General features: G+C 62.0%; 19 protein-coding genes and 2 pseudogenes. 7 read left to right on the top strand and 14 right to left on the bottom strand.

Annotated elements, in window-relative coordinates; all coding sequences use genetic code 11:
- Nucleotides 1-238 precede the first annotated feature (238 nt).
- Together smc and ACZ5M5_RS09610 are read right to left on the bottom strand one after the other, a co-directional pair.
- Complete coding sequence (gene smc / locus ACZ5M5_RS09615; protein WP_464738938.1) at nucleotides 239-3727, bottom strand: chromosome segregation protein SMC; 3489 nt, start codon at nucleotides 3725-3727, stop codon at nucleotides 239-241.
- A 1-nt stretch (nucleotide 3728) separates the two neighbouring features.
- Nucleotides 3729-4388 (bottom strand): GntR family transcriptional regulator, encoded by a 660-nt coding sequence (locus ACZ5M5_RS09610; RefSeq protein ID WP_060738447.1) that lies wholly within the window; start codon nucleotides 4386-4388, stop codon nucleotides 3729-3731.
- A gap of 370 nt (nucleotides 4389-4758) precedes the next feature.
- On the opposite strand from ACZ5M5_RS09610, the gene xdhA reads away from it, so the two are divergent.
- From xdhA to guaD, 4 genes are all read left to right on the top strand, one after another.
- Nucleotides 4759-6213, top strand: a complete 1455-nt coding sequence (gene xdhA, locus ACZ5M5_RS09605; protein ID WP_464738937.1) for a xanthine dehydrogenase small subunit — start codon at nucleotides 4759-4761, stop codon at nucleotides 6211-6213.
- A complete protein-coding gene (xdhB, locus tag ACZ5M5_RS09600; RefSeq protein WP_464738936.1) occupies nucleotides 6206-8605 on the top strand; it encodes a xanthine dehydrogenase molybdopterin binding subunit in 2400 nt (799 codons plus the stop codon). The genes xdhA and xdhB overlap by 8 nt, the downstream gene beginning before the upstream one ends.
- Before the next feature lie 127 nt (nucleotides 8606-8732).
- Nucleotides 8733-9575: a xanthine dehydrogenase accessory protein XdhC gene (gene xdhC / locus ACZ5M5_RS09595; RefSeq protein WP_060738450.1), complete on the top strand. Its 843-nt coding sequence runs from the start codon at nucleotides 8733-8735 to the stop codon at nucleotides 9573-9575.
- 19 nt (nucleotides 9576-9594) lie between these two features.
- Nucleotides 9595-10899 (top strand): guanine deaminase, encoded by a 1305-nt coding sequence (guaD, locus tag ACZ5M5_RS09590; RefSeq protein WP_207281437.1) that lies wholly within the window; start codon nucleotides 9595-9597, stop codon nucleotides 10897-10899.
- Nucleotides 10900-11021: 122 nt separating this feature from the next.
- On the opposite strand, the gene ACZ5M5_RS09585 is transcribed toward guaD, so the two are convergent.
- A complete protein-coding gene (locus tag ACZ5M5_RS09585) occupies nucleotides 11022-11786 on the bottom strand; it encodes a GntR family transcriptional regulator (protein ID WP_003183531.1) in 765 nt (254 codons plus the stop codon).
- Between the two features lie 355 nt (nucleotides 11787-12141).
- On the opposite strand from ACZ5M5_RS09585, the pseudogene ACZ5M5_RS09580 reads away from it, so the two are divergent.
- A pseudogene (locus ACZ5M5_RS09580) lies at nucleotides 12142-13331 on the top strand (benzoate/H(+) symporter BenE family transporter).
- A gap of 169 nt (nucleotides 13332-13500) precedes the next feature.
- On the opposite strand, the gene ACZ5M5_RS09575 reads toward ACZ5M5_RS09580, so the two are convergent.
- Both ACZ5M5_RS09575 and ACZ5M5_RS09570 read right to left on the bottom strand, forming a co-directional pair.
- On the bottom strand, nucleotides 13501-13845 hold the full coding sequence (locus tag ACZ5M5_RS09575) for a YggL family protein (protein WP_072407906.1): 345 nt from the start codon (nucleotides 13843-13845) through the stop codon (nucleotides 13501-13503).
- The gene (locus ACZ5M5_RS09570) at nucleotides 13835-14029 is read right to left on the bottom strand and encodes a hypothetical protein (protein ID WP_139236193.1); all 195 of its coding nucleotides are present in this window, start codon (nucleotides 14027-14029) and stop codon (nucleotides 13835-13837) included. The genes ACZ5M5_RS09575 and ACZ5M5_RS09570 overlap by 11 nt, the downstream gene beginning before the upstream one ends.
- Nucleotides 14030-14076: 47 nt before the next feature.
- Here ACZ5M5_RS09570 and dacB point away from each other — a divergent pair, with 47 nt between their 5' ends.
- On the top strand, nucleotides 14077-15543 hold the full coding sequence (gene dacB, locus ACZ5M5_RS09565; RefSeq protein WP_103308506.1) for a D-alanyl-D-alanine carboxypeptidase/D-alanyl-D-alanine endopeptidase: 1467 nt from the start codon (nucleotides 14077-14079) through the stop codon (nucleotides 15541-15543).
- A gap of 167 nt (nucleotides 15544-15710) precedes the next feature.
- Here dacB and ACZ5M5_RS09560 read toward each other — a convergent pair.
- Both ACZ5M5_RS09560 and rlmKL read right to left on the bottom strand, forming a co-directional pair.
- Nucleotides 15711-18094 (bottom strand): annotated as a pseudogene (locus ACZ5M5_RS09560) (sensor domain-containing diguanylate cyclase).
- 143 nt (nucleotides 18095-18237) lie between these two features.
- A complete protein-coding gene (rlmKL, locus tag ACZ5M5_RS09555) occupies nucleotides 18238-20508 on the bottom strand; it encodes a bifunctional 23S rRNA (guanine(2069)-N(7))-methyltransferase RlmK/23S rRNA (guanine(2445)-N(2))-methyltransferase RlmL (protein ID WP_464738935.1) in 2271 nt (756 codons plus the stop codon).
- A 532-nt stretch (nucleotides 20509-21040) separates the two neighbouring features.
- Here rlmKL and rmf point away from each other — a divergent pair.
- The gene (rmf, locus tag ACZ5M5_RS09550) at nucleotides 21041-21256 is read left to right on the top strand and encodes a ribosome modulation factor (protein WP_003223300.1); all 216 of its coding nucleotides are present in this window, start codon (nucleotides 21041-21043) and stop codon (nucleotides 21254-21256) included.
- A gap of 398 nt (nucleotides 21257-21654) precedes the next feature.
- Here the strand turns inward: rmf and ACZ5M5_RS09545 are convergent, their stop codons facing one another.
- The 7 genes from ACZ5M5_RS09545 to sctI form a co-directional block, all read right to left on the bottom strand.
- Entirely contained in the window at nucleotides 21655-22674 is a 1020-nt protein-coding gene (locus ACZ5M5_RS09545) for a quinone-dependent dihydroorotate dehydrogenase (protein ID WP_060738457.1), read from the bottom strand.
- A 96-nt stretch (nucleotides 22675-22770) separates the two neighbouring features.
- Nucleotides 22771-24141, bottom strand: coding sequence for a hypothetical protein (locus tag ACZ5M5_RS09540; protein WP_103308503.1), 1371 nt, complete (start codon nucleotides 24139-24141; stop codon nucleotides 22771-22773).
- Between the two features lie 51 nt (nucleotides 24142-24192).
- Entirely contained in the window at nucleotides 24193-24630 is a 438-nt protein-coding gene (locus tag ACZ5M5_RS09535) for a hypothetical protein (protein WP_060738458.1), read from the bottom strand.
- Nucleotides 24620-25321, bottom strand: a complete 702-nt coding sequence (locus ACZ5M5_RS09530) for an oxygen-regulated invasion protein OrgB (RefSeq protein ID WP_464738934.1) — start codon at nucleotides 25319-25321, stop codon at nucleotides 24620-24622. Before ACZ5M5_RS09530 ends, ACZ5M5_RS09535 begins: the two co-directional genes overlap by 11 nt.
- On the bottom strand, nucleotides 25293-25859 hold the full coding sequence (locus ACZ5M5_RS09525) for a secretion system protein (protein WP_464738933.1): 567 nt from the start codon (nucleotides 25857-25859) through the stop codon (nucleotides 25293-25295). The genes ACZ5M5_RS09530 and ACZ5M5_RS09525 overlap by 29 nt, the downstream gene beginning before the upstream one ends.
- The gene (locus ACZ5M5_RS09520; RefSeq protein ID WP_103308500.1) at nucleotides 25846-26568 is read right to left on the bottom strand and encodes an EscJ/YscJ/HrcJ family type III secretion inner membrane ring protein; all 723 of its coding nucleotides are present in this window, start codon (nucleotides 26566-26568) and stop codon (nucleotides 25846-25848) included. Before ACZ5M5_RS09520 ends, ACZ5M5_RS09525 begins: the two co-directional genes overlap by 14 nt.
- On the bottom strand, nucleotides 26565-26873 hold the full coding sequence (sctI, locus tag ACZ5M5_RS09515; protein ID WP_103308499.1) for a type III secretion system inner rod subunit SctI: 309 nt from the start codon (nucleotides 26871-26873) through the stop codon (nucleotides 26565-26567). The genes ACZ5M5_RS09520 and sctI overlap by 4 nt, the downstream gene beginning before the upstream one ends.
- Nucleotides 26874-26918: the final 45 nt, after the last annotated feature.

Below are 26918 nucleotides of genomic sequence, written 5' to 3'. Positions count from 1 at the left end.
AAATGCTGAAAAATAAGGGGCTTAGCTATTTGCAAACCGCTTTAAAACGTGGCGCCAACTCTATGTTCTGAATGGCGTTTTGCCCACGCATACGAAAAATTGACATTAAACTAGCACGACCAAAGATAACTTTACACCGTCTGTCGCATAGGCTTGTGCCCAATCTGTGAATTGAACATCAACCCCCCGGGTAAAAAATACCTACAGCGTTCGAAGTAGAAGCCCTACAACCGGTTGTTCAGGCATCCACCATGGCCATGGCCTCCTCCACATCCACCGCCACCAGTCGCGAACAGCCAGGCTCATGCATGGTCACCCCCATCAACTGATCGGCCATTTCCATGGCGATCTTGTTGTGGGTGATGTAGATGAACTGCACCGTTTCAGACATCTCCTTCACCAGCCGTGCGTAACGGCCTACGTTGGCGTCGTCCAATGGCGCGTCGACTTCGTCGAGCATGCAGAACGGCGCCGGGTTCAATTTGAAGATGGCAAAGACCAGGGCCAGCGCGGTCAGCGCCTTTTCGCCACCGGAGAGCAAATGGATGGTGCTGTTCTTCTTGCCAGGAGGACGCGCCATGATTGTCACCCCTGTATCGAGTAAATCTTCGCCCGTCAGTTCCAAATAGGCGCTGCCGCCACCGAAAACTTTTGGGAAAAGGGCCTGCAAACCGCCGTTGATCTGATCAAAGGTATCCTTGAAGCGGTTGCGGGTTTCCTTGTCGATCTTGCGGATGACGTTTTCCAGGGTCTCCAGGGCTTCCACCAGGTCATCGTTCTGGGCGTCCAGGTAGCGCTTGCGCTCGGACTGCTGCTGGTACTCGTCGATGGCCGCCAGGTTGATTGCCCCCAGGCGCTGGATACGCTGGGCAATGCGCTCCAGTTCTTCCTCGGCGTCCTTTTCATTCGCCCCGGCCACCAAGGTGGCGAGCACGCCATCGAGGTCGTAGCCGTCTTCCAGCAATTGGTCCTGCAAGGCTTTGCGCCGCACCGTCAGGGCTTGCCACTCCATGCGCTGCTGTTCCATCTGGCCGCGGATCAGTTGGGATTGCTGCTCGGCCTGGCTGCGGCGCTTCTCAGCGTCGCGCAGTTCGCGGTCGGCGTCCTCCAGGGCGATCTGCGCCGTCTTGAGTTCTTCGTCGACGCTCATGCGCTTGTCGAGCAACTCTTCGAGTTTGAGGCGCAGCTCTTCCAAAGGTGCCTCGCCCTCCTCCAGATTGAGGCTCAGTTGCTCGCGTTTTTCGGTCAGGCGTTCGGACTGCATTTCCAGTCGTTCCAAGGCCTGGCGCGTGGAATCGTATTGAGCCTTGAGCGAGCCCAGGCGCACCGCCAACTGATGGGCGTGGTCCTTGTGCTGGCGTGCTTCCTGGCGCACCCGATCCAGGCGCTCACGCAAGCTGTCACGCTGGGCCAGCAGCAGTTCACGCTGCTCGGTGTCCAGTGCCATGGCATCGAGGGCCTCTTGCAGTTGCAAGCGCGCCTCACCGATCTGTTCGTGCTCCAGCGCCCGCTGCTCGCCCAGCTCGGTGATTTCTTCTTCCAGGCGGGTGCGACGCAGCGCCAGTTGCTCGACCTTGGCCTTGCCGGCCGACAACTGCGCCTTGAGCTCGCCTTGCTGGCGCGCTTCATCCTGCAACAGCCGCCGCAGGTGTTCGCGGCCGTTTTCCTGTTGACGCTGTTGCGCCCGCAGGTTTTGCAATTCGGTTTCCAGGGCTTCGACGCTGGCTTCGCGCTCTTCCCGTTCGGCGCCCAGGCGCTGGATTTCCTGGCCACGGGCGAGCATGCCGCTCTCGGCTTCGCTGGCCCGGCGCACCCGCAGGAAATGCCGGCCGACCCAATACCCGTCACGACTGATCAGGCTTTCGCCGGCCGCCAATTGCCCGCGCAGGGCCAACGCCTGCTCAAGGCTGTCCACCGGCTTGACCTGTCCCAGCCACGGCGACAAGTCCACCTGGGCCTCGACCTTGTCCAGCAAGCTGCCGGGAATTCGTACTCCGTCGCCGGCCGGGCTGAGCAGGCGCAGATCGCCCTGGGTAAAGCCCGACAGGTCGAAGCCGCCGAAGTCATCCACCAGCACCGCTTGCAGGTCGGCCCCCAGCACGGTTTCCACCGCCAGCTCCCAACCGGCATCGACCTTCAGCCCCTCGGCCAGCCGCGGGCGTTCGGCCAGGTGCTGGTCGCGCAGCCATTCGGCGGTGCCGGTGCCCGGGTCCAGCGCCGCTTGCTGCAAGGCCTCCAGCGAAGCCAGGCGCCCATTGAGCCGCTGCAACTCACCCTGGCCCTGTTGCTGGTTCTGCAAGGCCAATTGCAAGGCCTGGCGCAGTTGCTCAAGGCGTTCGACCTGGGCGTCTTCGCTGGCCTGCAAGTCTTCGAGGGTGGCTTCGCTGGTCGCCAGTTGTTCGCTCAGTTCCAGGATCGCTGCGTCTTCCGGGTCCGCCGCGAGCAAGGCACGTTCTTCGGACAGCCGGCGCTGACGTTCGGCCAGGCGCTCCATACTGGTTTCCAACTGCTGGATGCGCGACTGCTGGACTTCAGCCTGGCGCCGCGGCTCGGCCGAGGCCAGGTTGAAGCTGTCCCACTGCTCTTGCCAGCCATGCATGGTCAGTTCAGCTTCTTCCAGGGCCGCGGCGGCCTCTTCGGCGGCGGCACTGGTGATTTCCTGCTCCGGCGTGAGCCTGTCCAGCTCTTCGCCAAGGGTCAACAGCAGTGTGCGGTCGTGGCCCAGGTGCGATTCGGTTTCCAGGCGCGCCCGCTCGGCTTCCTTCAAGTCATCCTGCAACTGCCGCAGCCGTTGCTGCCCATGCTGGATGCTCTGCTCGACCCGGGCGATGTCGCCGCCCACCGAATAGAAGCGTCCTTGCACCAGATTGAAGCGCTCGGACAGGTCATGATGACCGTCCCGCAGGCGCTCGATGGCGGCGTCCGCATTACGCTGCTCGGCCACCAGGGCTTCGAAGCTGACTTCCTGGTTGCCAATGATCGCTTCACGCTGGCCGACCTGCTCGTTCAACGCCTGCCAGCGCAGGGCCGAAAGCTGGGCCTTGAGCTGGCGCTCCTCGCCCTTGTATTCCTGGTACTTCTTCGCGGCCTCGGCCTGGCGGTGCAGACGTTCGAGCTGACGTTCGAGCTCTTCGCGCAGGTCGGTCAGGCGCGCCAGGTTTTCGTGGGTGCGACGAATGCGGTTTTCGGTCTCGCGCCGCCGCTCCTTGTATTTGGAGATCCCCGCAGCCTCTTCGATGAAGTTGCGCAGGTCCTCGGGCTTGGCTTCGATCAGCTTGGAGATCATGCCCTGTTCGATGATCGAGTAGCTGCGCGGGCCCAGGCCGGTGCCGAGGAAAATATCGGTGATGTCGCGACGCCGGCACTTGGCGCCATTGAGGAAATAGCTGTTCTGGCTGTCGCGGGTCACTTTGCGACGAATGGAGATTTCCGCATAGGCTGCGTACTCGCCCACCAGGGTGCCGTCGGAGTTGTCGAACACCAGCTCGATGCTGGCCTGGCTTACCGGTTTGCGACTGGTGGAGCCGTTGAAGATGACATCGGTCATCGACTCGCCGCGCAGGTTCTTGGCTGAGCTCTCGCCCATCACCCAGCGCACGGCGTCGATGATGTTCGACTTGCCGCAACCGTTGGGTCCGACCACCGCCGCCATGTTACTGGGGAAGTTCACCGTGGTCGGGTCGACGAAGGACTTGAACCCCGCCAACTTGATGCACTTGAGCCGCACGTCAGGCCGCCGTCAGGGCAGCAACCACCAGATCGCAACTGCGCTGGGCGTAGGCCGTCAGCACGATGCGGATCTGCGGCAGATCACGGGCCAGCACGGCGGCGAGCAGGCGCTGGAACAGGTCGAGAAATTCGCTCATTTCCGCCTTGCGCTGCTCCAGGGCCAGGAAGTAGGCACGGCTCATGGCCGGTTGCAGGTTCTCGACGGTTTCCTGCAAGTACGGGTTGTTGGCGAAGAGATAGGCCGCGCGCATCACGCTGAAGCTTTCATCGACGAAGGTGCGGATGTCCTGGCGCGCGTAGGCGTCCTGGAGACGCTGCTGGATGGCCACGAACGGCGCCATGTCGGCCTGTTCTTTCCAGCCATGGGCCACGGCGTTGCCCAGCAGGATGTACAGCTCGCTCATCAGCGCGCAGAGGCTGCGCACCTTGTGTTCGGTAAGTTCGGTGACGTGGGCGCCACGGCGCGGCAGGATCGCGATCAAATGGCGTCGTTCCAGGATCAGCAAGGCCTCGCGGACCGAGCCGCGGCTGACATTGAGCGCCAGCGTGACCTTCTGTTCCTGGATGCGCTCTCCCGGCTTCATTTCGCCGCGAATGATGCGTTCGGCGAGATGGTGGGCGATTTGCTCGGCGAGGCTGTCCGGGGCCTTGAACGTCATGGTTGTCCTTCAAACTCTTCGATTTGCACAAGCGGCGCAGTGTAGCGCACTCGATACGTCATGGCGCAGGGCCTGCAGCGGGTTTTTGGCACGATATAAGCAAAAAAGTTTGAGCTTTTCATCCTGAACCAAACCTGTGGGAGCGAGCTTGCTCGCGATGGCGGTGCACCAGCCGATGAACGCATCGACAGACCCGACGCTATCGCGAGCAAGCTCGCTCCCACAATGGGTCCATACTGACCAAACACGGCAGTTGATCGACCAAACGAATTTTCCTGACCTTTAAGTCAGAAAATCATTGACCGAAAAGTCAGACCTGATAAATTCAGGCCCATGTCGATACAACAATAATGAGTCTGCGAGGCCTTCCGTGATCCAGTTTTTACTCAACCAGGAACTCCGTAGCGAGCACGCCCTGGACCCGAACCTGACCGTGCTCAACTATTTGCGCGAACACGTTGGCAAACCAGGCACCAAAGAAGGTTGCGCCAGCGGCGACTGTGGTGCGTGCACTGTGGTGGTGGGCGAATTGGAGACGGACGCGAATGGCCGCGAACGCATTCGCTACCGCAGCCTCAATTCGTGCCTGACCTTCGTCTCGTCCCTGCACGGCAAGCAACTGATCAGCGTCGAAGACCTCAAGCACCAGGGCCAACTGCACAGCGTCCAGCAGGCGATGGTCGATTGCCACGGTTCGCAGTGCGGTTTCTGCACACCCGGCTTCGTCATGTCGCTGTTCGCCCTGCAAAAAAACAGCGAGCAGCCCGACGCCCACAAGGCCCACGAAGCCTTGGCCGGCAACCTGTGCCGTTGCACCGGCTATCGGCCGATCCTGGCCGCCGCCGAGCAGGCCTGCTGCGGCAAGCAACCGGACCAGTTCGACGCCCGCGCGGCCGAGACCATCGCCCGCCTCAAAGCCATCGCACCGACCGAGACCGGCGAGCTCAACAGCGGCGACAAACGTTGCCTGGTGCCGCTGACCGTGGCCGACCTGGCCGATCTCTACGACGCCTATCCCCAGGCGCGCCTGCTGGCCGGCGGCACGGACCTGGCCCTGGAAGTCACGCAATTTCACCGCACCCTGCCGGTGATGATCTACGTGGGCAACGTCGCCGAACTCAAGCGTATCGAGCGTTTCGACGATCGCCTGGAGATCGGCGCCGCCACCGCCCTCTCCGATTGCTACGAAGCCTTGAAAGCCGAATACCCGGACTTTGGCGAACTGCTGCAACGCTTCGCCTCGCTGCAGATCCGCAACCAGGGCACCCTCGGCGGCAACATCGGCAACGCCTCGCCGATTGGCGACTCGCCGCCCCTGCTGATCGCCCTCGGCGCGCAAATCGTGCTGTGCAAGGGCCAGACCCGGCGCACCCTGGCCCTGGAAGACTATTTCATCGACTACCGGGTCACTGCGCGCCAGGAAAGCGAATTCATCGAGAAGATCATCGTGCCCCGGGCCAGTGCCGAACAGGCGTTCCGCGCCTACAAGGTCTCCAAACGCCTGGACGATGATATTTCCGCGGTGTGCGCGGCGTTCAACCTGCGCATCGACAACGGCGTGGTCCGCGACGCCCGCGTCGCCTTCGGCGGCATGGCCGCCACACCCAAGCGGGCCAAGCATTGTGAAGCCGCACTGATCGGTGCGCCGTGGACCGACAGCACCGTCGAACGCGCCTGCGCTGCCCTGGCCGAGGACTTCACGCCGCTGTCGGATTTCCGCGCCAGCAAGGAATACCGCCTGCTCAGCGCCCGCAACCTGTTGCGCAAATACTCCATCGAACTGCAAACGCCGCACATCGAGACTCGGGTGACCGCTTATGTCTAACCATCACGCCGTAGAGAAGACCCAAGCCGAACTGGCCGAGCTGTTCGCCTGCGACCTGACCACTGGCGTAGGCCGCAGCGTCAAGCATGACAGCGCCGCCAAGCATGTGTCCGGCGAAGCGCAGTACATCGATGACCGCCTGGAATTCCCGAACCAGTTGCACGTCTACGCCCGGCTATCGGACCGCGCCCACGCCCGGATCATCCGCATCGATACCGCGCCCTGCTACGCCTTCGAAGGCGTGCGCATCGCCATTACCCATGCCGACATTCCGGGGCTGAAGGACATCGGCCCGCTGCTGCCCGGCGACCCGCTGCTGGCCATCGATGACGTGCAGTTCGTCGGCCAACCGGTGCTGGCCGTCGCCGCCAGAGACCTGGAAACCGCCCGCAAGGCGGCGATGGCCGCCATCGTCGAATACGAAGACCTGGAACCGGTGCTGGATGTGGTCGAAGCCCTGCGCAAGCGGCATTTCGTGCTCGACAGCCACACCCACCAACGTGGCGATTCGGCCACGGCACTGGCGAGCGCCGAGCATCGCCTCCAGGGCTCGCTGCACATCGGCGGCCAGGAGCATTTTTACCTGGAAACCCAGATTTCCTCGGTGATGCCCACCGAGGACGGCGGCATGATCGTCTACTGCTCGACCCAGAACCCCACCGAAGTGCAGAAGCTGGTGGCCGAAGTGCTGGGCGTGTCGATGAACAAAGTCGTGGTGGACATGCGCCGCATGGGCGGCGGCTTTGGCGGCAAGGAAACCCAGGCCGCCAGCCCGGCGTGCCTGTGCGCGGTCGTCGCGCACCTCACCGGGCAGCCGACCAAGATGCGCCTGCCCCGGGTCGAAGACATGCTGATGACCGGCAAGCGCCACCCCTTCTACATCGAATACGACGTGGGTTTCGACAGCCGCGGGCGCTTGCACGGCATCGCCCTGGAACTGGCCGGCAACTGCGGATGCTCGCCGGACCTGTCGGCCTCCATCGTCGACCGGGCGATGTTCCATGCCGACAACGCCTACTACCTGGGCGATGCCACCATCAACGGCCACCGTTGCAAGACCAACACCGCGTCGAACACCGCCTACCGTGGTTTCGGCGGCCCCCAAGGCATGGTCGCCATCGAAGAGGTGATGGATGCCATCGCCCGGCACCTGGGTCTGGATCCGCTGGCGGTGCGCAAGGCCAACTACTACGGCAAGACCGAACGCAACGTCACCCACTACTACCAGACCGTCGAGCACAACATGCTCGAGGAAATGACCGCCGAGCTTGAAGAAAGCAGCCAGTACGCCGAGCGCCGCGAAGCGATCCGCCGCTACAACGCCAACAGCCCGATCCTGAAAAAAGGCCTGGCGCTGACCCCGGTGAAATTCGGCATTTCGTTCACCGCCAGTTTCCTCAACCAGGCCGGCGCGCTGATCCACGTCTACACCGATGGCAGCATCCACCTCAACCATGGCGGCACCGAAATGGGCCAGGGCCTGAACACCAAGGTCGCTCAGGTGGTGGCCGAGGTGTTCCAGGTGGAAATGGACCGCGTGCAGATCACCGCGACCAACACCGACAAAGTGCCGAACACCTCGCCCACCGCGGCCTCCAGCGGCGCCGACCTGAACGGCAAGGCGGCGCAGAACGCCGCCGAAACCATCAAGCGGCGCCTGGTGGAGTTCGCCGCGCGGCAGTACAAGGTCAGCGAAGAAGACGTGGCATTCCACAACGGCCATGTGCGGGTGCGCGATCACATCCTGAGCTTCGAGGCGCTGGTGCAGCAGGCGTATTTCGCCCAGGTCTCGCTGTCGAGCACCGGCTTCTACAAGACCCCGAAAATCTACTACGACCGCAGCCAGGCCCGTGGCCGCCCCTTCTACTACTACGCCTTTGGCGCGGCGTGTGCCGAGGTGATCGTCGACACCCTCACCGGCGAGTACAAGATGTTGCGCACCGACATCCTCCACGACGTCGGCGCCTCGCTGAACCCGGCCATCGACATCGGCCAGGTCGAAGGCGGTTTCATCCAGGGCATGGGCTGGCTGACCATGGAAGAGCTGGTGTGGAACGACAAGGGCAAGCTGATGACCAATGGCCCGGCCAGCTACAAGATCCCCGCCGTGGCCGACATGCCGCTGGACCTGCGGGTCAAGCTGGTGGAAAACCGCAAGAACCCTGAAGACACGGTGTTTCACTCCAAGGCCGTGGGCGAACCGCCGTTCATGCTCGGCATCGCCGCGTGGTGCGCCATCAAGGACGCCGTGACGAGCCTGGGGGATTACCGGCATCAGCCGAACATCGACGCCCCGGCCACGCCGGAGCGGGTGTTGTGGGGGTGTGAGCAGATGCGGGGGTTGAAGGCGGTCAAGACTGAGGAAGCTGAAGTCGAAGTGGCTTCGCTGTAGACCGCGGCGCGGCCGATCGCGAGCAAGCTCGCTCCCACAGGAGTTTTGTTAACCCTGAGGTCCTCTGTGGGAGCCGAGCTTGCTCGCGATGAGGCCGGAACAGACAAAACAGATGTCGAGGTGGAATATGTACAACTGGATCAGCGCCCTCGCCGACCTGCAAACCCGCGGCGAACCCTGTGTGCTGGTGACGATCATCGAAGAACTCGGCTCCACCCCGCGCAACGCCGGTTCGAAGATGGTCATCAGCGCCAGCCAGACGTTCGACACCATCGGTGGCGGCCACCTGGAATACAAGGCCATGGAAATCGCCCGGAACATGCTCGCCAGCGGCCAGCAGAATACCCATCTGGAGCGCTTCAGCCTCGGTGCGAGCCTGGGCCAGTGCTGCGGCGGCGTCACCGTGTTGCTGTTCGAACCCATGGGCCAGGTCCAGGCGCAGATCGCCGTGTTCGGCGCCGGCCATGTCGGCCGCGCCCTGGTGCCACTGCTGGCGAGCCTGCCCTGCAAGGTGCGCTGGATCGATTCGCGGGAGGCGGAATTCCCCGAACACTTGCCCCACGGCGTACGCAAGATCGTCACCGAAGAGCCACTGGATGAAGTCGACGAATTGCCCGCCGGCAGCTACTGCATCGTCATGACCCACAACCATCAGCTCGATCTGGAATTGAGCGCCGCGATCCTCAAGCGCAACGACTTCGCCTACTTCGGCCTGATCGGCTCGAAGACCAAACGGGTCAAGTTCGAACATCGCCTGCGCGATCGAGGTTTCGACAGCACCACCTTGCAACGCATGCGTTGCCCGATGGGCATCGGCGAAGTCAAAGGCAAGTTGCCTGTGGAAATCGCCATCTCCATCGCCGGCGAAATCATCGCCACCTATAACGCCGATTTCGGCCAGCACACCGTGCGCGCCGAACCGATTGCCAAGCTGCTGCCGGCCTCGCGCCGCAGCCAGGCGAACCGTTGAACACTCGTTGAGAATTCCCATGCCCCTGACACGCAAAGCCTACCGCGCCGCCCTGCTCCACAGCCTCGCCGACCCGGCCGAAGTGGGTATCGAGGCGTCCTATGAATATTTCGAAGACGGTTTGCTGGTGGTGGAGAACGGCCAGATCAGCGCCATCGGCCACGCCCATGACCTGCTGCCGACCCTGGCGGCGGATATCGAAATAGCCCATTACCCGGACGCGCTGATCACCCCAGGTTTGATCGACACCCACATCCACCTGCCACAAACCGGCATGGTCGGTGCCTATGGCGAGCAACTGTTGGACTGGCTCAACACCTACACCTTCCCCTGCGAAAGCCAGTTCGCCGACAAGGCCCACGCCGACGCGGTGGCGGATATTTTCGTCAAGGAATTGCTGCGCAACGGCACCACCACCGCGCTGGTGTTCGGCAGCGTGCACCCGCAGTCGGTGAACGCGTTTTTCGAAGTAGCCCAGAAGCTCGACCTGCGGATGATCGCCGGCAAGGTGATGATGGACCGCAACGCCCCGGACTACCTGACCGACACCGCCGAATCCAGCTACACCGAGAGCAAGGCGCTGATCGAGCGCTGGCACGGCAAGGGTCGCCTGCACTACGCCGTGACCCCACGCTTCGCGCCCACCAGCACCCCGGAACAGCTGGCCCTGGCCGGTCAGTTGCTGGGGGAATACCCCGACTTGTACATGCAGACCCACATCAGCGAGAACCTGCAGGAAGTGCAGTGGGTCAAGGAACTGTTCCCGGAGCGCAAGGGTTACCTGGACGTCTACGATCACTACCAGTTGCTCGGCGAGCGCTCGGTGTTCGCCCACGGCGTGCACCTGTGCGACGACGAATGCGCGCGCCTGGCCGAGACTGGTTCGGCCATCGCCTTCTGCCCGACCTCGAACTTTTTCCTCGGCAGCGGCCTGTTCAACCTGCCGATGGCCGAGAAGCACAAGGTAAACGTAGGGTTGGGCACGGACGTCGGTGGCGGCACCAGTTTTTCGCTGCTGCACACCCTGAACGAAGCCTACAAGGTGATGCAGTTACAAGGGGCGCGGCTGAGCCCGTTCAAGTCGCTGTACCTGGCCACCCTCGGCGGCGCCCGGGCCTTGCGCCTGGAGGACAAGATCGGCACGTTGCAGCCGGGGACGGACGCGGATTTCCTGGTGTTGGACTACAACGCCACGCCGCTGCTGGGCTATCGCCTGAAGCAGGCCAGGGACATTGCCGAGCGGTTGTTCGTGTTGATGACGTTGGGGGATGACCGGACGGTGGCGCAGACTTATGCGGCCGGTAAATTGGTGCATCAGCGCTAAAGTTTCAGCGCCTGTAGGATCGCTATCGCGAGCAAGCTCGCTCCCACAAGGGTTATGTGAACAACACAAATCCACTGTGGGAGCGAGCTTGCTCGCGATTGACGGTATGACTGATTCAACCCTCAGAGCTTGGCCGTCGACCGCCCCGGCTTCTTGCTCTGCAACAAATGCGAGAACACCGCGTGCAAGTCATCCGACGCACTTTCTTCGTCGAGGTTGAGTTTGCTGTCGATGTGGTCCATGTGATGCATCATCAGGTCCACCGCCAACGTCGCATCGCGCGCCTCGATGGCGTCGATCAACTGGGTGTGTTCGTCGTAGGAACAGTGGGAGCGGTTGCCGCTTTCGTACTGGGCGATGATCAGCGACGTCTGGGACACGAGGCTGCGCTGGAAACTGATCAGCGGTGCATTCTTCGCCGCTTCGGCCAGCTTGAGGTGGAACTCGCCCGACAAACGGATGCCGGCGCCGCGGTCGCCACGGGAAAAACTGTCGCGCTCATCGCTGACCATCTGCCGCAGCTCAGCCAGTTGTTCGGCCGTGGCATGCTGCACCGCCAGTTCGGTGATCGCCCGCTCCACCAGGCGCCGGGCCATGAACACCTGGCGGGCCTCTTCGACGCTGGGGCTCGCCACCACGGCACCGCGATTGGGCCGCAGCAGCACCACGCCTTCGTGGGCCAGGCGTGACAACGCCCGGCGGATGATCGTGCGGCTGACCCCGAAAATTTCCCCCAGCGCCTCTTCGCTCAACTTGGTACCGGGCGCCAGGCGTTGTTCGAGGATGGCCTCGAAGATATGCGCATAGACAATATCGTCCTGGGTTCCGCTGCGGCCGGCTTTACCAGCTCGCGGTTGTTTCTTGAGGGGCTGCAACTGTTCGTTCATGGGCACTCGAGTCGGGAGAACTGCGGCGAATTGACCGTGACTGTAATACGGCACAGCGGGTCGCTGGCAAGTATCGCGTAAAAAACAGCTCGATTGTACACAACCTCTGATGGCAACACGACTGTACGGCTGTTTGCGGGCATGGCTGTATTGCAATCGGCAGTTGGGTTGAGTTTAGGCTTAAACCCACCATTCTGTGACACCTGTGGGAGCAAGGCTTGTGGGAGCAAGGCTTGCCCGCGATGAACGACAACGCGGTCCTTTGACAGACCGAATCGTCTGCATCGCGAGCAAGCTTTGCTCCCACAGGCCTTGCTCCTACACGCATAATCTATAATAAGGAACATCACGCACCATGACCGAAGTCACGACCACGCCACTTCGTCCATTAGCCGATACCTCGCCTTCGGCCATCGTCGCCGGGTTCATCGCGATGATGACCGGCTACACCAGTTCCCTGGTGCTGATGTTCCAGGCCGGACAGTCGGCGGGGCTGACCAGCGGGCAGATTTCCTCGTGGATCTGGGCGATTTCCATTGGCATGGCCGTGTGCTCCATCGGGTTGTCGCTGCGTTATCGCACGCCGATCACCATCGCCTGGTCGACACCCGGCGCGGCGCTGCTGATCACCAGCCTGGGCGGTGTGAGTTACGGCGAGGCCATCGGCGCCTATATTACCTGCGCAGTCCTGGTGACGATCTGTGGCCTGACCGGCAGTTTCGAGCGCCTGGTCAAGCGCATTCCGGCCTCGCTGGCGGCGGCGTTGCTGGCGGGCATCCTGTTCAAGATCGGCAGCGAGATCTTCGTCGCCACCCAACATCGCACCGGCCTGGTGCTGGGGATGTTTTTCACCTACCTGATCGTCAAGCGCCTGTCCCCTCGCTACGCGGTATTGGCGGCATTGTTGATCGGCACGGCGCTGTCGGGCCTGCTGGGGCTGCTGGACTTCAGCGGCTTCGCCCTGGAAGTCGCGACGCCGGTGTGGACCACGCCGCACTTCTCCCTGGCGGCCACCATCAGCATCGGCATTCCACTGTTCGTGGTGGCGATGACCTCGCAGAACATGCCCGGCATCGCCGTGCTGCGGGCCGACGGCTACAACGTACCGGCCTCGCCACTGATCACCAGCACCGGTATTGCCTCGCTGCTGTTGGCGCCGTTCGGCTCCCATGGCATCAACCTGGCCGCCATCAGCGCGGCCATCTGCACCGGCCCCCACGCCCACGAAGATCGCAACAAGCGCTACACCGCAGCGGTCTGGTGCGGGATTTTCTACGGGATTGCCGGGGTGTTCGGCGCGACGCTGGCGGCGTTGTTCGCGGCGCTGCCCAAGGAACTGGTGCTGTCCATCGCGGCCTTGGCGCTGTTCGGCTCGATCATCAATGGCTTGAGCATCGCCATGAGCGAAGCGAAGGAACGGGAAGCGGCGCTGATCACCTTCATGGTCACGGCGTCGGGGCTGACACTGTTCTCCATCGGTTCGGCGTTCTGGGGATTGTGGCGGGGGTGTTGACCCTGGTGATTCTGAACTGGCGTAGCGCTTGAAAGCATCGCGAGCAAGCTCGCTCCCACAGGAGATTTGGGGTGTTCATGCGCCCCTTGTGGGAGCGAGCTTGCTCGCGATAGCGGCCTGAAGGTCACTCAATACCCAACAGACAGGCACAAAAAAACCGGCCCCCAGACGGGCAGCCGGTTTCGGAACATCATCGGACCATCAAGCGACCGGGTTGATCGGCTTTTCCGGGTACCAGACGTCCATCAGCGGGCTGACTTCCACGCTGGTCAGCTCAGGACGGGCCTTGAGCCAGGCTTCAACGGCAGCGCGCTGCTCTTCGGTGACCGAGCCACGCTTCTGCAGGCAAACCAGACCGTAGTCGTCGCCGCCGACGTAGCCCAGGCCGTTGGCTTCCATGGCTTCTTTCAGGAAAGCGTCGAGGAAAGCGTCAATAGCCTCATCGGCCAGATCTTCTTTGAAATCCAGGTTCAGTTCGAAACCCAGCTCTTGAAATTCATCCACGCACAGTTTTTTGCGCAGACGCTGGGAACGGTTAGTCGCCATTGGAACAATCCTCATAAGTAATAACGGCCGGCACTTTACCAGTTTGATGCGTCGATTGCCCGACTGATCGGGCGTATCGGCCTACCGTCGGTAAAAAATAGCAGCCGAAGGGCTCAGGCACGGCCCAAGCCGTTGCAGCTTGGGGCATAATGCCGACACTTTCATGACCGTTGAGGACGTTCATTTTCATGTCCTCGTTTTTTCCCCCTCGCCCGTAGGGTTCTATTTCAAATGATCAAATCTTTGCGTCCACTGCTTCTGGCCAGCCTTCTTCTTCCCCTGGCCCTCCCTGTCACCACCCACGCCGCCACGATCAACACTGCCCTGTCGCCCAATGTGCAAAAAGCCCTCAAGGCCAGCAAACTGCAGGATGACGCCCTGTCCCTGGTGATGGTGCCGCTCAATGGCCCCGGCACTCCAACGCTGTACAACGCCGACGTTTCGGTCAACCCCGCTTCCACCATGAAACTGGTGACCACCTACGCGGCCCTGGAAATGCTCGGCCCCAATCACCAGTGGAAAACCGAGTTCTACACCGACGGCACCCTCAGCGGCGGGATTCTCAACGGCAACCTGTACCTCAAGGGCGGCGGCGATCCCAAGCTGAACATGGAAAAACTCTGGCTGCTGATGCGCGACCTGCGGGCCAACGGCGTGCAGCAGATCACCGGCGACCTGGTCCTGGACCGCAGTTTCTTCATCCAGCCGCAACTGCCCGAGTTCAACGACGACGGCAATGACGAAAACAAGCCGTTCCTGGTCAAGCCCGACTCGCTGCTGGTCAACCTCAAGGCCCTGCGCTTCGTCGCCCGCAATGACGGCGGCCGGGTGCTGGTGTCGGTGGAACCGCCGATTGCCAGCATTCGCATCGAAAACCAGGTCAAGGCGGTCAATTCCAAGCAATGCGCCGGCGGCGTGCGCTACAACCCGGTGCCACAGGCAGACGGCAGCGTGACGGTGACCGTCGGCGGCCAGCTTGGTGACGGTTGCAGCTCCCAGACCTACCTGTCGCTGCTGGACCATGCCACCTACACCGCGGGTGCCGTGCGGGCGATCTGGAAGGAACTGGGCGGCAGCATCCAGGGCAAGGACCGCCTGGCCGCGACCCCGAGCAACGCCAAGGTGCTGGCCCGGGCGTTCTCCCCGGACCTGGCGGAGATCATCCGCGACATCAACAAATACAGTAACAACACCATGGCCCAGCAGTTGTTCCTGAGCCTCGGCGCGCAGTTCCGTAACGAAGCCGATGGTGATGACGCCAAGGCGGCGCAACGGGTGGTGCGTCAGTGGCTGGCCAAGAAAGGCATCACCGCGCCGCACCTGGTGATGGAGAACGGCTCCGGTCTGTCCCGTGCCGAACGGGTCAGCGCCCGGGAAATGGCGGCGATGCTGCAAGCGGCCTGGCGCAGCCCGTATTCGGCGGAGTTCATTAGCTCGATGCCGATTGCCGGCACCGACGGCACCATGCGCAAACGCCTGAAGACCACTGCCATGGCCGGCGAGGCCCACGTCAAGACCGGGACCCTGAACACCGTCCGCGCCATCGCCGGCTACAGCCGCGACATCAATGGCAACACCTGGGCGGTGGTAGCGATCCTCAACGATCCGAAGCCATGGGGCGCTTCGTCGGTGCTGGACCAGGTGCTGCTGGACCTGTACCGCCAGCCGAAACTGCCGCAGACGGCTTCGGTGCTCTGACCCAGCGCAAAACCCAATGTGGGAGCGCGCTTGCTCGCGATTCGGTCGGCCAGTTGATAGGGATGTGACTGACCTGGCGCTATCGCGAGCAAGCTCGCTCCCACAGGGGATTTGTGTCGTACACAAATTTTGTGTCCACTTTGGCCCCATGTACCCAGCCCAAGTGGCTAATCCAGCTGCGTCTCGACCCGATCCCGCCCGGCCTGCTTGGCCGCGTACACACCCGAGTCGGCCCTGAGCAGCAACGCATCGGCGCCCTCCCCGGCGCGCCAGGTGGCGATGCCGAAACTGGCGGTGACCACCCCCACATCCTCGATGGGCGCAGCCCGCAAGCCTTCCCACAGTTCCAGGGCGAGGGAATAGGCGCTGTCGCTGTCAGTGTCCGGGCACAGCACCACGAACTCTTCCCCACCCAACCGGCAGAACACATCGGTGCGGCGCAACCGTTGGGCGATGCGCTGGCAGACCGCCTGCAATACCCGGTCGCCCACCGCATGGCCGTGTTGGTCATTGATGCGCTTGAAGTGGTCGATGTCGAGCATGATGACCGCCAGCCCACCGGAACCACGCTCGACCCGGGCCATCTCCGAGGTCAGGCGCTCCTGGAAATAGCGGCGATTGCGAATGCCGGTCAGGGCGTCGGTCACGGACAGCGCCCGCAGTTCTTCTTCCACGCGTTTGAGGTCGGAAATATCCGAGATATAGCCGTGCCACAACACCCCACCGCCAGGCAGCTCCTCAGGCGTGGCCTCGCCGCGCACCCAACGCAGGCCGCGCAAAGGCAGTTGCACCCGGTACTCTTCACGCCACGGGCTCAAGGTGTGGGCCGAAGCACGAATCGAAGCGCGGACGCGCGTACTGTCCAAGGAGTGAATACGCGAGAAAATCGCCTCGGCGTTCTGCACCAGTACATCGGGTTCCAACTCATAGATGTCGCGGATGCCGTCGCTGGCATAGATCACGCTGAAGCGACCATTGAAGTCCATCTTGAACTGGTAGATCCCCCGGGCACATGAGCGCTGAGCTTTTTCAACAGCAGGTCACGGGCCGCCAGCGCTTCGTGGACGCGTTTGCGTTCGGTGACGTCGATGCAGATTGCCAGGTGCCCGACCCACAGCCCCTGCTCATCGAGCATCGGTGTGGCGAGCATGTTCACGGTCAAGTGGCTGCCATCGCGGCGTACCAGGGTCCATTCCCGCGCCTGTTGCCCACCCTGTTCACCGCCCTCGAGCAGCATCGCATGGCAGGTGGGGATCGGTTTGCCAAAACGCGCGCCGAGCTGGGCGGCCCGGGCCTGGAGCTCGCGGGGCACATGCAGGCTTTCCAGGGTCATGCTTTGCAGCACCTCGCAACTCGGGTAGCCGAGCATCTGTTCGGCGCCAGCGTTGAATGTCGTGATAACGCCGCGCAGGTCAGTGGCAATGATCGCGACCTGGGTTGCGGCATCCAGCACACCGCGCAACTGGCCGTGGGTGCCGCGCAATTCCTGTTCCCGGGCGCGCAGTTCACGGGTGCGTTGCTCCACCAGCTTCAAGGCCCGCTGCCGCTGGCTGACCAGCACGTAGAGCAAGGCACTGAGCAGCAGGCTGAGCAAACCGCCGAGTATCACCATGCCCGTGATCGAAGAGTGATTGGTCGACAGGAACACCCGGCTGGGCCGCAATTCCACCCGGTAATTGTGATCAGCCAGGTGCAACAGGCGGGTCGCCGATAAATCACTGTCACCCGGCGCGTCGAGAGTGTCGAACAACACTTCCTCCCGGTCGGACGTGGACGGGTCCAGAACACGCATCGAAAGGTTGTCATGACCTGCGGTCGGCAAGCCATCGCCCACCAGCTGACGCATGTTGATACCCGCCACCACGTAACCGAACGGTTCCTTGACCGACGCCCGGGTGACCGGCGCCACCAGCAACACGCCACGGGCGAAGTCCGGTCCGACCCCCATCAGGTCCAACGGCTGCGAAACCGCCACCGTACCGAGCAAACGCGCTCGTTCAAGCGCGGCCCGCCGCAATGGATGGGAAAGCAGATCGAACCCCAGGGGGGACATCGAAAGCGGCTGGCTCTGGAGGTACAGTACCGGCACGTACTCGTCCCGCTCGGCGGCCCGCCGCAAGCCGCCGCTATCGTCGGCCTCGCGGATGGCAAAGGCGTCGTCCCCCTGGGCTCGCGTCTCTTGCTCGAAGGATTGTCGCAGGTCCCGAGATACCCGGGGCGCCCAGGCGAAGGCCAGGGTGCGCCGCAACAGCGGTTCGACGTAGCCGTGAAATTCCGCGTTGGAAACCTTTACCGAATTGGCAAAGAACCGCCGCAAACCATCGAGACGTTGTTCTTCGTCCTGGAAGCGTTCTTCGATGCGGCTGAAGCGCTCCTCGGCTTGCAACTCGAAGCGCTGGCGCAATTGCTGATTGAACAGGTTCGTCATCGCCCAGCTCAGCAAGCCGGTCAGGAAGGTGCCGGCCAGCAGCACCAGCGAAGCCACTAGCCAGGCCGACACATCTTCGCTGATAAAGCCCAGGATCCTGGGGCGCACCCGATGCAATGCCATAAACACAACTCAGAATGGAGCCAGGCATAGGCACAGCCCTGGACACAGCCTAAGTTATAGCTATTAGCCATCACTTTGGCCAGCCCAAAAATGCGGCTGGAAGCCTTGAATTACAAGGCTTCATGGATCCAATCAGACTTCGATCAACGGGCCATGATCTTCCAGGCACGGTGGATCTTGCCGTTGCGGGCAAAATCCGGATCAATGGTCTTGGCGGTGATCTCTTCCACCACGTAGCGCTCGCCGAGATTGTCCTCGAGCTGGAACTTGCGGAAGTTGTTGGAGAAATACAGCACACCGCCCGGGGCCAGGCGCGCCATGGCCAGGTCCAGCAACTGGACGTGGTCACGCTGCACATCGAACACGCCTTCCATGCGCTTGGAGTTGGAGAAGGTCGGCGGGTCGATGAAGATCAGGTCGTACTCGTCACGACTGGCTTCCAGCCAGGCCATCACGTCGCCCTGCTCCAGACGGTTCTTGTCGGAAAAACCATTGAGCGAGAGGTTGCGCCGCGCCCAGTCCAGGTAGGTTTTCGACAGGTCGACACTGGTGGTGCTCCGAGCACCACCCTTGGCAGCGTGGACGCTGGCGGTCGCGGTGTAGCAGAACAGGTTGAGGAAGCGTTTGCCGGCTGCTTCTTTCTGGATCCGCAGGCGCATCGGCCGATGATCGAGAAACAGCCCGGTATCCAGATAGTCGGTAAGGTTGACCAGCAGCTTCACGCCGCCTTCGTTGACCTCGGTGAACTTGCCCTGGGCGCTCTGGCGCTCGTACTGCTTGGTGCCGCTCTGACGCTCGCGGCGCTTGATCACCACACGGCTCTTGTCGACGTTCAGTGCCTGGGGAATGGCCGCCAGGGCGTCGAACAAGCGGGCCGAGGCCTTTTCCGGGTCGATGGACTTCGGCGCGACGTACTCCTGGACGTGAACCCAGTCGTGGTAGAGGTCGATGGCCATGGAATATTCCGGCATGTCGGCATCGTAGACCCGGTAGCAGTCCACACCTTCACGCTTGGCCCATTTACTCAGCAACTTGAGGTTCTTTTGCAGGCGATTGGCGAACATCTGCCCGCCTTCGCTCAACCGCGCCTGCTCGACCACAGGGGCCGGTGCCGGAGCCGGTTTGATCGGGTTGCCGTTCTTGTTGTACTGGCGCTCTTGCGGTACTTCAGGGGCCTGATCGTAGGCGGCCTGTTCGCGCTCGGCCTGGCGTTGCTCCGGGGTGCGACGCTCGCCGGTGACGAACTGATCCGGCAAGACCTTGATCAGCAGCAGCTTGCACGGCAAGGCGCCGTTCCAGAACGAATACTGCTTGTGGCTGCGAATGCCCATGCGCTTGCCCAGGTCTGGCGCGCCGGTGAACACCGCCGCCTCCCAGTTCAGGCAGGCCTGGCGCAGACGTTCGCCGAGATTCTGGTAGAGGTAAAGCAGGCTGGCTTCGTCGCCCAGACGCTCGCCGTACGGCGGGTTGCAGATCACCAGGCCTTTCTGGTTCTGGTCCGGACGCGGTTCAAAGGTGGCGACTTCGCCCTGATAGATCTTGATCCACTCGCTCAGGCCCGCACGCTCGACGTTGTTGCGGCCCGGCTGGATCAGCCGTGGGTCGGCTTCGTAGCCGCGAATCCACAACGGCGGCTTGGCCAGCCCGGCGGCGGCGCGAGCGGTGGCCTCTTCGTGGAGTTTCTTCCACAACGCCGGCACATGGCCGAGCCAGGCGGTGAAGCCCCACTGCTGGCGACGCAGGTTCGGCGCCATATCGGCGGCGATCATGCCTGCTTCCACCAGGAACGTGCCGACACCGCACATCGGGTCGGCCAGCGCCCCGCCTTCAGCGGCAATGCGCGGCCAACCGGCGCGGATCAGGATCGCGGCGGCGAGGTTTTCCTTCAGCGGCGCGGCGCCTTGCTGCAGGCGATAACCGCGCTGGTGCAGGCTGTGGCCGGAAAGGTCGAGGGAGAGGATCGCTTCGCCGCGGTCCAGGCGCAGGTGGATGCGCAGGTCCGGGTTGAGCTTGTCGATGGATGGCCGCTCGCCCGTCGGGGTGCGCAGTTTGTCGACAATGGCGTCCTTGACCTTCAAGGCGCCGAAGTGAGTGTTGTCGATACCCGAGCCATGACCACTGAACTCCACCGCCAGGGTGCCATCGGCCAGCATATGATCTTGCCATTCGACATCCAGCACACCGTGGTACAGGTCTTCGGCATCCTTCATCGGGAAGCGCTTGAGCACCAGCAACACGCGGTTGGCCAGGCGCGACCACAGGCACAGGCGATAAGCCGTTTCCATGTCGGCCATGCCGCGCACGGCCGAGGTGTGCTCGCGCGCCTCTTCAAGGCCAAGCCCGACGGCTTCCTCGATCAGCAGGCCTTCGAGGCCCTTGGGGCAGGTGAGGAAGAGTTCGAAACGATCGGACATGGGATTTCCAGAGCCTTTGGCTAAGTGGACCGGGCAACGCATTGCCGGGCCGGGTTCAGTCAGGTGCTTTTCTCAAGAGCACCCGCGTGGCACGAATGTGTGCCGTGCCGCCCTCGCCGCTCAGGTTAAAAGAGCTTTGATGCGAAGGCAGGTAAAAAATTCTGTGCAACAAATTGTGAAAACTCGACCCTTTCGTCGAATAGTACCCGAGTGCAACAGGGGGACATTCTCATTCAAGCGAAGCCAGTCCCCTTTGGCGCAGGGCCGATCATACAGGGGTCTTGCTCAAAAGCGGTCAACGAACATGAAGTTACTTATCGCCCTAACATCTTTATTGTTACGTGCTTATGACAAAACGATCATTCCATCCCTGTGACGCTTTGGTTAGAACTCAACACAGGTTGACGTCGCAACGGCGTCAACACCTCGGCTCGTCACGCCGGCAACGAGCCACCAACGGCAGAATGATTCTGCCCCGGCCTCGATAGAGGTCGACGCTAAAGTAACAGTCAACAAGTGAGGGCAACACCCTATGAGAAGACTTAAGCGTGATCCGTTGGAAAGAGCATTTTTACGTGGTTACCAATATGGCGTTGGTGGTAAATCCCGTGAGCTTTGCCCCTTTACTCTACCGTCGGTACGTCAAGCCTGGATCAATGGCTGGCGAGAAGGACGCGGCGACAACTGGGACGGTATGACCGGCACTGCGGGTATCCACAGACTCAACGAACTTCACGCCGTCGGCTGACACAGGGCTTAATACTCAAGAACTCGACAATTTGACACCCATATCGATTTAACCACGCACGTCCCATCCGGACGGCGGGCTACGGCCCAGGGGGCTCCTTCGAGGAGCCCTTTTTAATGCCTGGGCTTTATGCGATCGCCTGAGCGGCAAACACCAATACCTTGGCTTTATGTAATTACTAAGCTGCAAACGCCGTTGTGGCGAGGGAGCTTGCTCCCGCTGGGCTGCGCCCTGTAGGAGCTGACGAGTGCAACGAGGCTGCGATCTTGCTCCAGACAATTGAGTCGAGAGCGAACGATCAAGATCAAAAGATCGCAGGCTGCGCCAGCTCCTACAGAGTCCAGCGGGAGCAAGCTCCCTCGCCACAGGGGTCTGTTCAGACTTCAAGGCGCGGCTGATCAACCCAACGCCGCAATGGCATCCACCGATTCGCGGATCAACGCCGGCCCTTTATAGATGAACCCCGAATAGATCTGCACCAGGCTCGCCCCGGCGGTGATCTTCTCGGCGGCATGCTTGCCTTCGGTAATCCCGCCCGCCGCGATGATCGGCAAGCGCCCCGCCAATTCAGCGGCCAGCACCTTCACGGTGTGGGTGCTCTTGTCACGCACTGGCGCGCCAGACAAACCACCCGCCTCGTCACCGTGCTCCAGCCCTTCGACACCTTCGCGCCCCAGGGTCGTGTTGGTGGCGATCACCGCGTCCATGCCCGTCTCGATCAGGGCCTGGGCCACCTGGGTGGTCTCCTCGTCGGTCATGTCCGGGGCGATCTTGATCGCCAGTGGCACATGCCGGCCGTGGGTCAACGCCAGTTCCGCGCGACGCCGGGCCAGGTCGGCCAGCAATTGCTTGAGGGAATCACCGAATTGCAGGCTGCGCAGCCCCGGGGTGTTGGGGGAGCTGACGTTGACGGTCACGTAGCTGGCGTGGGCGTAGACCTTGTCCAGGCAGATCAGGTAGTCGTCGACGGCCCGCTCCACTGGCGTGTCGAAGTTCTTGCCGATGTTGATGCCCAGCACGCCCTGGTACTTGGCCGCTGCGACGCGAGCCAGCAGGTTGTCTACACCCAGGTTATTGAAACCCATGCGGTTGATGATCGCCTCGGCTTGCGGCAGGCGGAAGATCCGTGGCTTGGGGTTGCCCGGCTGGGGTCGTGGGGTAACGGTGCCGATTTCGACGAAACCGAAACCCAACTGGGCGAACCCGTCGATGGCCGCACCATTCTTGTCCAGGCCCGCCGCCAACCCGACCGGGTTGGGAAACGCCAGGCCCATGACCGTCACCGGCAATTTCGCCGGTGCCTTGCACAGCAAACCGTTGAGGCCCAAACGTCCGCCCGCGCCGATCAGGTCAAGGGACAGATCGTGGGAGGTTTCCGGGGAAAGTTTGAACAACAGCTGACGGGCCAGGGTGTACATGGGCGGGTTTGACTCGATCGACGAAATGAGGCGCGGATTATAGCCGGGGTGAAGGGATGGGAGCGAGCAACCGATGGCGGCTGCTCCCGGGTTGAATCAAGACGTGGTCGTTTCCTGCAGAGTATAGGTATTGCCGGTTTGTTTCAGGTTGGCAAAGATGAGTGGAAAATAAAGAACCGTCATCATTATGGCGAAACAGCCATTGAGCATATGGCCCTGGGTATCGTCTCCGAACTGGGATTCACTCAATATGGCCGCTATCGCACCTAGGAACAGGGTGAGAGTATGCCCAAACGATAGACGTACCCCCGCAACATTCACGAATGCATCGGCCAATTGCGTTCTGGTGGGCCACTGAACACCAGCGCGCACCTCCAAGGCCACTTGTTGTAAAGACTCAGGATCAGAAAAGACCGAATCCAGTCCTCGTTGGGGCGAAAGCACATGCCAACTTTTGCAGACAATCAAGGTAGCCACATCGGCTACCATTCCGAGCGCGTTCAGCCCGGCTTGAATAGCGTCCGCCCCGAAATCGTGACCAAGCTCCCCGGCTGCCCTGGCAGGCCCACTCAATGGCATGACCTTTCCCAGCTCAGCCAAAGCAAATTGACCTGCGCCATAAGCCGCTGCTGTCACCGCGGTTGACGCTGCGTTCGCGGGACCTGCGTTGTCTTTCAAAGGAAAGAAGGATTGAGCCACCGCCCGAGCCATGATGTAGACGACTCCACCGGTCAATGCTGGGAAAACCTTTGACGCCGCTCCCGTGAGAACGGCCGCGACCGAACCTCCCAGCGCAGCAGACGCTATGCACAAATTCCCCAACCGAGACTTCCAGGTCGCCTCCCCTGCCATCTCCCTGCGGACAGCCCCCATCAGCGTCAATGCCGGCCCCATCATTGCCAGCGCAACGGTCGCCCATGCCCGCGTGGCCTCAGGTGTATCACCTTCGCGCAGAGCGTGTTCGACGTGATAGCCAACGTACTGGCGCAAACAGGTGGCCAGCGCAATGATCAAGCCCGTGTGCCCAGCGACATTCAGGAGATTGAGTCCTGGCCCCTTGGCGGCTTCGAGCAGTTCCATGCCAGCCTCAAGTACTTCCTTCAAGCGATCTACACGGCTTTCGGCGCCAGTAGTGCCCCCTTCGCCGATTAAATTAAAAATTCCGCTGTTTTCAGGATCAGCGGGCATTTCACCCGATTCGATAAAGTGTTCAATTCGGATTTTCGCATCTAGATCCAGCTGTCCCAGATTCTTATTGCACTCCTGAAAGAAAGGCTCCGTTGCGCGACTTAAAAGCTCAAAGGCCGCTTTGACTTGCCTGGGTGATCCCAACTCGCTCGGTTGAAATCCCGTAGCGTTCAACATCGCGGGATCAAGCTTCTCTAGAGGCCCTGCTGAGGTATTTGAAACCGAAACAACGTCGTTCCGAGCCGCAGCGGGTATGCCGGCTCCTCCTGTAATTTGCATGGTCAATTTCTCCTTGTAGTTTGATCAACAGCCAAATTTTCCGAGCGTTACTCACCACTCACTCATCTCCCAAGCCTCATCCCCCATAGGCTGAAACACATCCCGCATAAATCCCTTAACAAACAGGTCCACCGCAAACGCCAGGCCATTGGCACCGCTGACCTCCCGGTAAAGCTGCGACTTTTCCAACCCCTGCTCCTTCAGTCGAACCAGCACCTGCAGCGTGACCGCCATCAGCGCCTGAGCGGTGGGATAGGCTGCGGTTTCGCCGTCGGCTCCCCGCAGGGCGCGGAGGAATTCATGGATGGCCTTCTCACCCTGCCCTTCCATCGCCAGCAGTACCTGATACAGATGCTCGAACTCAGGGTCCGGGCGTTTGCCCTGGCTCGTCCCCTGATGGGCGGCCAACAGGCGCGACTCCAGGCTCTGCACCGCAACATCCGCGCCGCGCTCAAAGGCGATTGGAGCGGTCGACGATTCAATCTTCATGGTCGTGCATCGCCTCGGCTGCCTGCCCGGTGAAGCTTGAGCACAACGCTTCAAGCGCCTGGGTCGCCCCTTGGTCCAGGACGCGAACCGTCTCCGGCAACTGCGCAATGCGCGCCATCAAGCGGGGTTCCAGACGTTGCCGGGTGGCTTCAACGTCGAACTCCAGCAGTTGATCGCCAAGCCGCAGCACGTAGCGGTTGTGCGGGTGGTAGTGCACGAGCAGATCGCCGGTCCACAACGGGCGCAGGCGTTCGCGCCATTCATCGCCACGTTCCCGGCAATGCTGCGGCAACAGCAGGTGCAGTACCGCGCCAGTCTCGCCCGGTTGCGCGGTAAGCCAACGCTGGAGCATTCCATCCAGCCACTGGGGTTGCTCCAGGGCTTGGGCGAGCAGGTCCCGGGCAGCCTGGGCCAGCGCGTTGCGCAATTGCAGACTCAGCGATTGCCCGTTCCGCAAGCCTTCGGCCAGATGCCCGGTCGCCCGCAGAATGCCTTCGGCATACCCCCGTTGGAATGCCTCGGCATGCAGCGCTTGCGCATCGCGCTGGGCCTGCTCGATATACTCACGCGCCCGGCGCCGGGCCTCGAGCTGCAAGGCATGACGGCGCCGGGCGGCGGCGATGTCTTCGCGAGCCAGGTGCACGTCTTCGCCAACGGGCACGTCATTCAGGGTTCGGATGGAATCGAGCATGCTGCACCGCCAAAAAGAACAGGGTTGGATCAGGTTTCGTGACGGGCCATTGCCGGTGCAGGTGAACCACCGCCTCGCAGAACTGCAAGTCCAGGCGTTCGAGCAGCGGGGACGGGACGTACCCGTGCCAGCCCCATAATGCGTTGAGGCCGGCCGCTTGTACCTGCTCCAGCGAAACCGGCGGACATTCGATCGCCAGGCGTTCCCGAGCCTCCAGGTTGAAGCTGGCGAATCGGCGAACCGAGCCTGGCAGGCCCAGCAGCGCCGCGCCGCGCGCCAGTTCGGCGCGCAAACGACAGGCGCCCATGAGCGAGGCGATGTAGGGCAATTGCCGCCAATGACGAACCCACTGCTTCGCCACGCCGGTCAACGGCGGCGAGGGCCACGGCCCTTGCAGTCCCAGCCCCTCGAGGACGATCCGGTCGAGCAGATCGCGGGCCTCATCGCCCTCGAACCCCGCCGGTACGACCAGGCGCTGGGGGTGCAGGTAGGCCAAAGGCTCGGCGAGGATGCGTTCCAGACACTCAAGGTCCGACATCACGCGGCCTTGCAGTTGACTGGCGATACAACCAAGCGCCACCACCGGCCACCAGCACCGCGCCAATCGCCGCCAACCACCACGGCCACGGCGAATGCCGCCGCGTCGTGACCACCGACGGCGCGACATGCTGGGTTGCAGAGCGTTTGGACAGCACCACCGAAACGTTCTCGTACGCCACCGCGGCAAAACTGTTCTTGAGAAAGCGCTTGATGTCGGTGATCAGCAACTGCGGTTCGACATCGCGCTCATGCAACACCACCGCTGAAAGGTGGATGGGCGACGGCTTGCGCCCACCTTCGCCCGCATCGAGGTCGTAACTGACGTGGACCCGTGCCGACACCACGCCTTCGAGCACACCCAGCGACTGTTCAATGCGCTGCTCCAACGCCGAATACAGTCGGGCCTTTTCCGCACGGGGCGAGGCCACCAGGGAATCGGCGGGAAACATTTCGGCCACTTGCAGGCGTGGCCGGGAAGGCAATGAATACAGGTTGAGCAGATCGACGGCGGCGGGCAAATCCAACTGATCGATTTTCACCGCATAACCGTTCTTGCCGGCGTCGACTTTCACCGCGGCGATATTGTTGCGCTGCAGCACCGAAAGCACTTCATTGGCCTGTTGTTGATCCAGCCCTTCCAGCAGGTTCGGCTGACGGCAACCCGCCAGCGCCAGGCACAACAGCAGTCCCCACAGGCCTGGCTTCATGACGCACGCAACAAGGTTTCTGCCGTGCTCACCCCTTTGCGCACCAGCACGTTGAGCAGATTGATCTCCACGTTGTACTGCCCGGTCAACTCCTGCAGGTGGGCCAGCACTTCGGGGTGAGTGACGTCCGGCCGTTGCATCAACTGATTGATCGCCGAGACCTCTTGCTCGCTGTTGACGGCGGAACCGGCAAACAAATCGATCATTCGCGATTCCAGTGACACGACCGGACCTTCCTGCGGGCCGCGCAACTCAATCAAGGCCGAGCGCGCACTGGCCGACGGGGAAACAGCTTGGATGGACATACGATGCACTCATGAAAATGGCCATCGTCATGAGCGATGGCCAAC

Source organism: Pseudomonas sp. Van50 (genome assembly GCF_055390755.1).
Note: the sequence above shows the minus strand (reverse complement) of the source record. Positions and strands in the feature narration are given on the sequence as shown.